This window comes from Streptomyces sp. NPDC050732 (assembly GCF_040654255.1).
Classification (GTDB): Bacteria; Actinomycetota; Actinomycetes; order Streptomycetales; family Streptomycetaceae; genus Streptomyces.
On record NZ_JBFAHP010000056.1, the window covers coordinates 31,716 to 41,822 of the forward strand.

10 protein-coding genes are annotated in these 10,107 nt (G+C 71.0%); 7 read left to right on the top strand and 3 right to left on the bottom strand.

From position 1 onward, the window contains the following. Nucleotides 1-183: 183 nt before the first annotated feature. The 3 genes from AB0H82_RS34580 to AB0H82_RS34590 all read right to left on the bottom strand — a co-directional run bounded on the left by AB0H82_RS34580 (nucleotide 184) and on the right by AB0H82_RS34590 (nucleotide 1,600). Nucleotides 184-411: a DUF3107 domain-containing protein gene (locus AB0H82_RS34580; RefSeq protein WP_362999486.1), complete on the bottom strand. Its 228-nt coding sequence runs from the start codon at nucleotides 409-411 to the stop codon at nucleotides 184-186. 139 nt (nucleotides 412-550) lie between these two features. After that, entirely contained in the window at nucleotides 551-1,192 is a 642-nt protein-coding gene (locus AB0H82_RS34585; RefSeq protein ID WP_362999487.1) for a TetR/AcrR family transcriptional regulator, read from the bottom strand. Nucleotides 1,193-1,381: 189 nt separating this feature from the next. Further along, nucleotides 1,382-1,600 (bottom strand): hypothetical protein, encoded by a 219-nt coding sequence (locus tag AB0H82_RS34590; protein ID WP_362999488.1) that lies wholly within the window; start codon nucleotides 1,598-1,600, stop codon nucleotides 1,382-1,384. A gap of 217 nt (nucleotides 1,601-1,817) precedes the next feature. Here AB0H82_RS34590 and AB0H82_RS34595 point away from each other — a divergent pair, with 217 nt between their 5' ends. The 7 genes from AB0H82_RS34595 to AB0H82_RS34625 all read left to right on the top strand — a co-directional run bounded on the left by AB0H82_RS34595 (nucleotide 1,818) and on the right by AB0H82_RS34625 (nucleotide 9,823). Then, on the top strand, nucleotides 1,818-2,819 hold the full coding sequence (locus tag AB0H82_RS34595; protein ID WP_362999489.1) for an alpha/beta hydrolase: 1,002 nt from the start codon (nucleotides 1,818-1,820) through the stop codon (nucleotides 2,817-2,819). Nucleotides 2,820-2,827: 8 nt separating this feature from the next. Beyond that, nucleotides 2,828-4,189 carry a DUF3152 domain-containing protein gene (locus tag AB0H82_RS34600; RefSeq protein ID WP_362999490.1) on the top strand — a complete coding sequence of 454 codons (1,362 nt, stop codon included), beginning with the start codon at nucleotides 2,828-2,830 and terminating at the stop codon, nucleotides 4,187-4,189. 82 nt (nucleotides 4,190-4,271) lie between these two features. Beyond that, nucleotides 4,272-4,364, top strand: a complete 93-nt coding sequence (locus AB0H82_RS34605) for an Ms4533A family Cys-rich leader peptide (protein WP_317987152.1) — start codon at nucleotides 4,272-4,274, stop codon at nucleotides 4,362-4,364. 146 nt (nucleotides 4,365-4,510) lie between these two features. Further along, on the top strand, nucleotides 4,511-6,235 hold the full coding sequence (locus AB0H82_RS34610; protein WP_362999491.1) for an ABC transporter substrate-binding protein: 1,725 nt from the start codon (nucleotides 4,511-4,513) through the stop codon (nucleotides 6,233-6,235). After that, complete coding sequence (locus AB0H82_RS34615) at nucleotides 6,232-7,167, top strand: ABC transporter permease (protein WP_362999492.1); 936 nt, start codon at nucleotides 6,232-6,234, stop codon at nucleotides 7,165-7,167. Before AB0H82_RS34610 ends, AB0H82_RS34615 begins: the two co-directional genes overlap by 4 nt. Continuing rightward, complete coding sequence (locus AB0H82_RS34620; RefSeq protein ID WP_362999493.1) at nucleotides 7,164-8,162, top strand: ABC transporter permease; 999 nt, start codon at nucleotides 7,164-7,166, stop codon at nucleotides 8,160-8,162. The genes AB0H82_RS34615 and AB0H82_RS34620 overlap by 4 nt, the downstream gene beginning before the upstream one ends. Further along, nucleotides 8,159-9,823 carry an ABC transporter ATP-binding protein gene (locus AB0H82_RS34625; RefSeq protein ID WP_362999494.1) on the top strand — a complete coding sequence of 555 codons (1,665 nt, stop codon included), beginning with the start codon at nucleotides 8,159-8,161 and terminating at the stop codon, nucleotides 9,821-9,823. Before AB0H82_RS34620 ends, AB0H82_RS34625 begins: the two co-directional genes overlap by 4 nt. Nucleotides 9,824-10,107: the final 284 nt, after the last annotated feature.

Consider the following 10,107-nt stretch of genomic DNA (forward strand, 5'->3'; position numbering starts at 1 on the left):
CGGTGTACCCCAGGCCGCCGGAACGCAACCCTCCATGATCGGGTGACACCGGGACGAACATGATCGGGTGACACCGGGACGCACCACGAACCCACGACACGAGAACGGCCCGGTGGTCGGTAACCCGACCACCGGGCCGTTCTCTGAAGATTCTGAAGATCTGGAAGATCTACCAGAAGCGTCCTACAGGGCGCTGAATCCCACCTTGCGCGTGGTCGGCTCGCCCAGCTCCACGTACGCGAGGCGGTCGGCCGGAACCAGGACCTTGCGGCCGTGGTCGTCCACGAGGCTCAGCAGCGGCGACTTGCCGGTCAGCGCCTCGGACACCGCGTGCTCGACTTCCTCGGCACTCTGGCCGCTCTCCAGCACGATCTCGCGGGGCGCGTACTGCACGCCGATCTTGACCTCCACGGCTTTGTCCCTCCGACGGTCAGTCTGTGCGCGGCCGTCCGCGCCGTACCCAGCACACATTAGCCCGGTGAGGGGACGGGAACGGCCGCGGCCGTGCACGCCGGTAGCGAACACGGGACGGGAACAAAAGGGCGAGGGCTCAGTGGCCTTCGGTGCCGTGCAGCGGGAAGCCCGCGATGCCGCGCCAGGCGAGCGACGTGATCAGCTGGACCGCCTTCTCGCGGGGCACCGTGCTGTCACTGGCCAGCCAGTACCGCGCGACGACCTGGGAGTACCCGCCGAGGCCCACGGCGAGGAGCATCGCCTCGTCCCTGGGCAGGCCGGTGTCCTCCGCGATGACCTCGCAGATCGCCTCCGCGCACTGGAGCGTGACGCGGTCCACGCGCTCGCGCACCGCCGCCTCGTTCGTCAGGTCGGACTCGAAGACCAGGCGGAACGCGCCGCCCTCGTCCTCGACGTACGCGAAATAGGCGTCCATCGTCGCGGCGACGCGGAGCTTGTTGTCCGTGGTGGACGCGAGCGCCGTGCGCACGGACTGCAGGAGCGACTCGCAGTGCTGGTCGAGCAGGGCGAGGTAGAGGTCGAGCTTGCCCGGGAAGTGCTGGTAGAGCACGGGCTTGCTGACGCCGGCGCGCTCGGCGATGTCGTCCATCGCCGCCGAGTGGTACCCCTGCGCGACAAATACTTCCTGGGCCGCCCCCAGGAGCTGGTTGCGTCGGGCACGGCGCGGCAGCCGTGTGCCCCGCGGGCGCGCCGCCTCTGTCTGCTCGATGGCTGTCACGCCGCCTCCCAAATGGTCCGATGTGCGGTGAGCGCCGCGCCGCCATCGTACTTTTCGGTAACAGTGATGTGCGCGGTGCGAACGCAGAATTTCACGGACTGGACGACCCCAGAAGGGCTGTCCAACGGTGCGTAGCAGGGCAAACACGGTCGAGCCGACGGCGCCGTCCCGGCCGGCCGCCGGGGTCCCTCAGCGGTAGTCGTCCTCGTCGAGGGTCACGACGCGGGCCTGTTCCGCCAGGTCGGCTTCGTTGCCGGCGTTCGGATCGACCTCTGTGAGGGAGTCGTCCCGGGTGGGGGCGAGATCGGTCTGCTGCTCCGCCGCGTCCGCCTCAGGGGCTTCGACGTCGGGCTCGGGCGTGCTGTCTTCCGTCTCGAAGGTCTCGGGGTCACTCGGGTCGACACTCATGTATGGCTCTCTTCCCTCGCGGTACGTGGTGGCCCTTATGGGGCGAGTGCCCTGTACCCCCGCTTTCCATGACTCTCTCCGCGGGTCTCTTCACGAGTCTGTTCCGTGAGTCTGTTTCGAGCCTAGAAGAGACCCGTACGGGGCGCTACGCGATCCGTGTGCGGTCTGTGACGGCGAACACGTGAACTACCGCGTGATCGTCTCGTAACATTGCCGCATGTCTTCGACCGAGCTGCCGAACCTGCTGGCCTCCGCCGCCGCGCCCAAGCCGGGTGCCGTGGCGGTCGCGGAGGGGGAGCGGCTCGACTCGGTGGCCCTGCCCGGCCTCTCGCTGACCGTGCGTTCCCGGCCCTCCACCGGCCCCGGACTGCCCCCCGCGCTGTACGTGCACGGGCTCGGCGGCTCCTCGCAGAACTGGTCGGCCCTGATGCCGCAGCTGGCGGACGTCGTCAACTGCGAGGCGGTCGACCTGCCGGGGTTCGGGGACTCCCCGCCGCCGGACGACGGCGACTACTCCATCACCGGGCACGCCCGCGCGGTCATCCGCTATCTCGACGCGCGCGACCGCGGCCCCGTCCACCTCTTCGGGAACTCGTTGGGCGGCGCCATCACGACGCGCGTCGCCGCGGTCCGCCCCGACCTGGTCCGCACGCTGACGCTGGTCTCGCCCGCCCTGCCGGAGCTGCGCGTGCAGCGCACGGCGGTGCCGACGGGACTGCTCGCGGTGCCGGGTGTCGCCGCGCTCTTCACCCGCCTCACCAGGGAGTGGACGGCCGAGCAGCGGGTGCGCGGCGTCATGGGGCTCTGTTACGGCGACCCGGGGAGGGTCACGCCGGAAGGTTTCAGCGCGGCGGTCCGCGAGATGGAGCGCAGGCTCCAACTCCCCTATTTCTGGGACGCGATGAGCCGCACGGCGCGCGGCATCGTGAACGCGTACACGCTGGGCGGCCAGCACGGGCTGTGGCGGCAGGCCGAGCGGGTGCTCGCGCCGACCCTGCTCATCTACGGCGGGCGCGATCTGCTCGTCTCGTTCCGCATGGCCCGCAGGGCGGCTGCCGCGTTCCGCGACTCGCGGCTCCTCACGCTGCCCGACGCGGGGCACGTGGCGATGATGGAGTATCCCGAGAGCGTGGCGACGGCGTTCCGTGAACTGCTTGTGGACACCGGCGAGTTGAGCGGCCTGAACCGCGGTGGCTCGCGCACGGGTTCGGGGAGCTGAGGCGGCGCGTGGGACGTCACAGCCGCCGCGGTCCGGCAGACACGACTGACAACAACAGCACCTCGGGCACACCGGTTCCGCACGGCGTGGGGCCTCAGGCCGCGCCCGGTACGGGGCGGCGGCGCAGGCGTGCGGAGGCGGACGGCACCCCTCCGCACGAAACCCCCGCCGACGGAGTGCCGTCCGTCCGTGGCGGCCACCCCGAGCAGCGGGAGCCCGGTGGGGGCTGGGGCGATGTCGCCGGCACCGGTGGCGGGCCCCGGATCCGGGACGGGCACGGCGTGCCCGGGCCCCGCCAGGACTACGTGGCCGCGTTCCCCGACGACGCCGCGCCCTCCCGCGATGCCGCGTCGCCCGACGACGCTGCTCGCCCCGACGGTGCCGCGTCCGCCCGCGACGAGTCCGACCACCTCGCCGAGAGCGAGCCGAAGCAGGCCGCGCGGCCACCGCGCCCCCGCGACCCGTACGCCTCCGTCACCGACTGGGACACCGTTCCCGAACCCGCCGACGCCGGCGACGGTGACCGCGAGGGCAAGAAGCGCGGCCGGAGCCGTACGCTCGCCGTCGCCGCGGCCGCCGCCGTGGCCACCGTCCTCGCGGTCGTCGTGGCGGCCCAGGTCGCCGGCGGCGCGAAGGGTCCGGACACGCGGACCAAGGCCGCCCCGGGCGGCGCCCGCGACACGGACGACCCCGCCTCCCGCTCGGACCGCCGCCCGACGCCCGCCGAGGCGAAGGACGAGCCCCCGGCGACGTACGAGCAGAAAATGGGCGAGAAGAACCCGATGGACGCGAAACTCAAGGCGTCCGGCGACTTCGCGGCGATCCCCGGATTCGAGAAAGCGCCCGGCAAGGGACAGCTGTTCCGCTATCGCGTCGACGTGGAGAAGGGCCTCGGCCTGGACGGGAAGCTCTTCGCGCAGGCCGTGCAGAAAACCCTGAACGACAAGCGGAGCTGGGCCCACGGCGGGGCCCGCACTTTCGAGCGCATCTCATCGGGGAAGCCCGATTTCGTCATCACGCTCGCGAGCCCGGGAACGACCGCCGCCTGGTGCGCGAAATCCGGTCTCGACACGACCCAGGACAACGTGTCGTGCGATTCCGCGGCCACGGAACGCGTGATGATCAACGCCTATCGATGGGCGCAGGGCGCGAAGACCTACGGCGACGCCGTCCAGAAGGAGTACGGCAGCGCGATCTTCCCGTACCGGCAGATGCTGATCAATCACGAGGTCGGGCACCGGCTCGGCTTCAACCACACGGACTGCACGAAGGACGGCGGCCTCGCGCCGGTCATGCAGCAGCAGACGAAGTTCCTCGACCACGACGGCATCAAGTGCAAGGCCAACCCCTGGGCATTTCCGAAGGGTTGAGGCCGGTCGGTCAGGCCTTTCGGAGTCCGCTGCTCCGGTGGCCGCTTTGACATCTGTCGGAAGTTCGTTCATATTTCTCCGCATGTCGAACAGTCACGCCCCGTCGAGCGCCGCCATTGAGCTGGCGCTGTTCGGCGTGACCGCGCTCTGCGTGGCCGACATCCACTGTTGCTGACGCCCGCCCCGGCGAGTGCGTCGCTTTTTCCCGGCTTTCTGCTGACATCTTCCTGAGCAGCCGTATGCCGCCGTGTCCCGCGCCTTTCCCGGGGTGAGCCCTGTCGCTCCCATTTCGCCCGTGCACCCCCGAGAGGTCTCTTTCCGATGCGTCGATCGTCCGTCATATCCCGCCGCGTGGCAGCGGCATCCGTCAGCCTGGTCCTGGCCTCGGGCGTCGTCGCCTGCGCGGGCCCGAAGGACAACGACGCCGGCAGCGGCGGAGACGGCAAGCCCGCCAAGGGCGGTACCCTCACCGTCCTCAACCGCGACCCGCAGACCGACTTCGACCCCGCACGGCTCTACACCTCAGGCGGCGGCAACGTGCCGAGCCTCGTCTTCCGCACGCTGACCACCCGCAACCGCGAGGACGGCGCCAAGGGCACGGAGGTCGTCCCCGACCTCGCCACGGGCCTGGGCAAGCCGAGCAAGAACGCCACCGTGTGGACGTACACCCTGAAGAAGGGGCTCAAGTACGAGGACGGCTCGCCGATCACGACCGCCGACATCAAGTACGGCATCGAGCGGTCGTTCGCCGCCGAACTCTCCGGCGGCGCGCCCTTCTTGAGGGGCTGGCTGATCGGGGGCGCCGACTACGAAGGACCGTACAAGGACAAGGGCGGCCTGGACTCGGTCGAGACGCCGGACGAGCGGACGATCGTCTTCCATCTCAACAAGCCGGTGGGCGATTTCGACTACGTGGCCACCCAGACATCGTTCGCGCCCGTGCCGAAGAGCAAGGACAAGGGCACCAAGTACGAGGAGCACCCCCTCTCGTCCGGCCCCTACAAGGTCGTCGAGAACCAGAACGACGGCGAGCGGCTCCGCCTGGAGCGCAATCCGCACTGGTCCGCGAAGAACGACGCGGAGCGGAAGGCCTACCCCGACGTCATCGACGTACGGTCCGGGCTCGACTCGTCCGTCATCAACCAGCGGCTCTCCGCGAGCCAGGGCGCGGACGCCGCCGCCGTCACCACCGACACCAACCTCGGCCCGGCCGAGCTCGCCAAGGTCACCGGCGACAAGGAACTCGCCTCGCACGTCGGCACCGGACACTTCGGCTACACGAACTACCTCGCCTTCAACCCGAAGGTGAAGCCGTTCGACGACCCGAAGGTGCGCCAGGCCATCTCGTACGCCGTGGACCGCTCCTCGGTCGTCAACGCCGCGGGCGGCTCCTCGCTCGCCGAGCCCGCCACCACGTACCTGCCGAACCAGAAGTCCTTCGGATACACGAAGTACGACCACTTCCCGGCAGGCCCGTCCGGCAACCCGAAGAAGGCCAGGGAGCTCCTGAAGGAAGCCGGTCACAAGGACGGCCTCACCATCACGCTCACGCATTCCAACGCCAAGGACTTCGAGACCAGCCCCGAGATCGCGACCGCGATCCAGGACGCCCTGAAGAAGGCCGGGATCACCGTCAAGCTCGTGGGGCTTGAGGACAACGACTACAAGGACAAGACCCACAGCGCCAAGAACGAGCCCGGCCTCTTCCTCGCCCACTGGGGCGCCGACTGGCCCTCCGGCGGCCCCTTCCTCGCCCCGATCTTCGACGGCCGGCAGATCGTGAAGGACGGCGCCAACTTCAACTCCGGCTTCCTCAACGACAAGTCCGTCAACGACGAGATCGACAAGATCAACGAACTGACCGACCTCGAAGCCGCGGCCAAGCGCTGGGGCGCACTCGACAAGAAGATCGGCGAGAAGGCGCTGACCGTGCCGCTCTTCCACCCGGTCTACAAGCGCCTGTACGGCAAGGACGTCAAGAACGTCGTCATCAGCGACTGGACCGGTGTCCTCGACGTCTCCCAGGTCGCGGTGGAGTCGAAGTGACGGTCCGCACGCTCTTCTGGGGGCGGCTGCGCGAGCAGCGCGCCGCCCTCGTCGCGGCGGGCGTCGTCGCCCTGCTCGTCCTCGTGGCGCTCGCCGCGCCGCTGCTCACCGCCCTGGAGGGGCAGGACCCCACCACGTACCACCCGGAGCTCATCGACTCGGCGCGCGGCGGCGTGCCGGTCGGCGCCTTCGGCGGGATCAGCGGCGAGCACTGGCTCGGCGTCGAGCCGCAGACCGGGCGCGACCTCTTCGCGCGGCTCGTGTACGGGGCCCGGGTCTCGCTCGGCGTCGCGCTCGCCGCGACCGTCGTCCAGGTGTTCATCGGGGTCGCGGTCGGGATCGCCGCCGGGTTCGGCAGCCGCTGGGTCGACCAGGTGCTCAGCAGGGCCACCGACGTCATCGTGGCGCTGCCCCTCATGGTCCTCGCGCTCGCGCTGATGGCGGTCGTTCCCACCGGGTTCCCGCGGCCCGTGCTCGTCGCCCTCGTCATCGGCCTCATCGCCTGGGGCAGCATGGCCAAGCTCGTCCGCGCGCAGACCGTCACGCTCAAGGAACTCGACCACGTGGCCGCCGCGCGGCTCAGCGGCTGGAGCTCCCTACGGATCGCCCGCAGGGAACTGCTGCCCTCCCTCGCCGCGCCCGTCATCACCTACGCCGCGCTGCTCGTCCCCACCAACATCACCGTCGAGGCCGCGCTCTCCTTCCTCGGCGTCGGCGTGAAGCCGCCGACGCCCTCGTGGGGACAGATGCTCACCGCCGCGGACGTCTGGTACCAGGCGGCACCGCAGTACCTGCTGTACCCGGCGGGCGCGCTGTTCGTCACCGTGCTCGCGCTCACCGTCCTCGGCGACGGCGTGCGCACGGCGCTCGACCCGCGAGCCGGCTCACGGCTGCGGATCGGCACGGGCCGGAAGCGGGAGGCCCGGGCATGACCGGCTTCTCCGGGTTCCTGCTGCGCCGCCTCGTCGGCGCGGCCGTCACGCTCCTCGCCATCTCCGTCATCGTCTACGTGGTGTTCTACGCCGCGCCCGGCGACGTCGCCCAGATCACCTGCGGCCCCCGCTGCTCACCCGCCCAGGTCCAGCAGGTCGCCGAGCAGCTGCGGCTCGACGACCCGCTGTACGCGCGCTACTGGGACTTCCTCCAGGGCCTCGTCGTCGGCCACGACTACTCGACCGGCACCGGCACCGAACACTGCGCCGCGCCCTGCCTCGGCGTCTCCTACCAGAGCGACCAGCAGGTCACCGCGCTGATCCTGACGAAACTGCCGGTCACCGGGTCGCTCGCGCTGGGCGCCATGGTGCTGTGGCTCGTCCTCGGCGTCGGCACCGGCGTGCTCTCCGCCCGGCGGCGCGGCCGGCTCGACGAGCGCGTGCTGACCGCCGTCACGCTCGCGGGCACCGCCACACCCGTCTTCGTCATCGGCCTGCTGCTGATGATCGTCGTCTGCGGCCAGCTGCAGTGGCTGCCCTTCCCGCAGTACGTCGCCTTCGCGGACGACCCGACGCAGTGGGCGTGGAACCTGCTCCTGCCGTGGCTTTCGCTCGCGCTGATCGAGGCGGCCAAGTACGCGCGCCTGACCCGCTCCTCGATGCTGGAGACGCTCGCCGACGACCATGTGCGGACCTTTCGCGCGTACGGAGTGGGGGAGCGCTCGATCATCGGGAAGCACGCGCTGCGCGGCGCCGTCGCACCCGTCATCGCCCTGACCGCCAACGACTTCGGGTCGATGTTCGGGGGTGCCGTGCTCAGCGAGACACTGTTCGGCCTGCCCGGCATCGGGCGCGAGCTCGTGCACGCGGTCAAGGTCGTCGACCTGCCGGTGGTCGTCGGGATGGTCATGGTCACCGGCTTCTTCGTGGTGCTCGCCAATGCCGTCGCGGACGTCCTGTACGCGGTGGCCGACCGACGGGTGGTGCTGTCGTGAGTCTCGTCCAAGTCACCGACCTGACGGTCGAGTTCGGGTCCGGCTCGCGCGCGGACGAAGGGGCCGGGGTGCGCGCGGTCGAAGGGGTCTCCTTCACGCTGGAGGCGGGCGCCGCGCTCGCGCTCGTCGGCGAGTCGGGGTCCGGCAAGTCCACCGTGGCGTCCGCGCTGCTCGGACTCCACCGGGGCACGGGCGCGCGGGTCGGCGGATCGGTGCTGGTCGACGGCGTCGACGTACAGGCGGCGTCCGACGCCGAACTGCGCCGGCTGCGCGGCGGCAAGGCCGCGATGGTCTTCCAGGACCCGCTCTCCTCCCTCGACCCGTACTACGCGGTGGGCGACCAGATCGCCGAGGTGTACCGCGTCCACACGGGCGCGTCCCGGCGGGCGGCACGCGCGCGTGCCGTGGAGGTGCTCGACCGGGTCGGCATCCCCGACGCGGCACGCCGGTCCCGCTCGCGCCCGCACGAGTTCAGCGGCGGCATGCGCCAACGGACGCTCATCGCCATGGCACTGGCGTGCGAGCCCGCGCTGCTCGTCGCCGACGAGCCGACCACCGCGCTCGACGTCACCGTCCAGGCCCAGATCCTCGACCTGCTGCACACGCTGCGCGCCGAGACCGGCATGGGACTGCTCCTCGTCACCCACGACGTGGGCGTCGCCGCGGAGAGCGTCGACGACATCCTGGTCATGCGGGGCGGACGGGTGGTGGAGCGCGGGCCGGTCCGTGAGGTGCTCGGGACGCCCCGGGAGACGTACACGCAGGAGCTCCTCAAGGCCGTGCCGCGGGTGGACTCGCCGCTGCCGCCCCCGAACGACGGGGAGGCCGGCGAGATCGTTCTCGAAGCGGTCGGTCTGCGGCGGGAGTTCGGGCGCGGCAAGCGCGCGGTCACCGCCGTCGACGACGTCTCCCTCACCGTCCGACGCGGGGAGACCCTCGGTGTGGTCGGCGAGAGCGGCAGCGGCAAGACCACGCTCGGCCGGATGCTGGTGGGGCTCCTGGAGCCGACCGCGGGGCAGCTCCGCCACGGGGGTGCGGAGAAGCCCGACGGCGGGAGCGTGGCCGGTGGCCGGGTGATCACCGGTGGCCGGGTGGTCCCCGGTGTGCAGATGGTGTTCCAGGACCCCGTCTCCTCGCTCAATCCACGGCGGTCCGTCGGCGAGTCCGTCGCCGATCCGCTGCGCGCGCGGGGCGAGAGCGACTCCTTCGTACGGAGGAGAGTGCGCGAACTGTTGGAGCGCGTCGGCCTCGATCCGGCGCACTACGACCGCTACCCGCACGAGTTCAGCGGCGGGCAGCGCCAGCGCATCGGCATCGCGCGGGCGCTCGCCGCCGAACCGCGGCTCATCGTGTGCGACGAGCCGGTGTCGGCGCTCGACGTGACGACGCAGGCGCAGGTGACCGCGTTGCTCGCCGAGCTGCAGCGGGAGCTGGGGCTCGCACTGGTCTTCGTCGCACACGACCTGGCCGTGGTGCGGCAGGTCAGCGACCGGGTCGCGGTGATGCGGCAGGGAAGGATCGTCGAGTGCGGGCCCGTGGACGAGGTCTACGGCTCACCGCGGCACGCGTACACGCGACGGCTGCTCGCCGCCGTGCCCGCGCTCGACCCGGAGGCGGCGGCGCGGCGCCGGGAGGCCCGCAGGGAACTGGCCGCAGCCTGACCTTCCGTAACGAAAAAGGGGCTTTCGGGCCTCTATAGCGCGACGGAACGCCACCGGCGCGAGAAAGTTACTGCCGTTCACCCCTTCTGGTGGGGGGGGGGGGGGCAACCAGGCACCCCCCCCGCCACGACCAGCGACCCTGATCGAACCCCACCAACCCCACCCCCCCCGCCCCGCACCACCTCCACCCCCCCGGCCACCCCGACACGCCCCACACGAAAAACCCATGGAAAAAAGAGCAATCAGACCCCCCCGCCAGGCCACCCCCCCCCCCCCCCCCCCCC

Coding starts and splice junctions, on each gene's coding strand:
- AB0H82_RS34595 (WP_362999489.1), top strand. CDS start 1,818: ATGTCTTCGACCGAGCTGCCGAACCTGCTGGCCTCCGCCGCCGCGCCC.
- AB0H82_RS34620 (WP_362999493.1), top strand. CDS start 7,164: ATGACCGGCTTCTCCGGGTTCCTGCTGCGCCGCCTCGTCGGCGCGGCC.
- AB0H82_RS34605 (WP_317987152.1), top strand. CDS start 4,272: ATGTCGAACAGTCACGCCCCGTCGAGCGCCGCCATTGAGCTGGCGCTG.
- AB0H82_RS34610 (WP_362999491.1), top strand. CDS start 4,511: ATGCGTCGATCGTCCGTCATATCCCGCCGCGTGGCAGCGGCATCCGTC.
- AB0H82_RS34590 (WP_362999488.1), bottom strand. CDS start 1,600: ATGAGTGTCGACCCGAGTGACCCCGAGACCTTCGAGACGGAAGACAGC.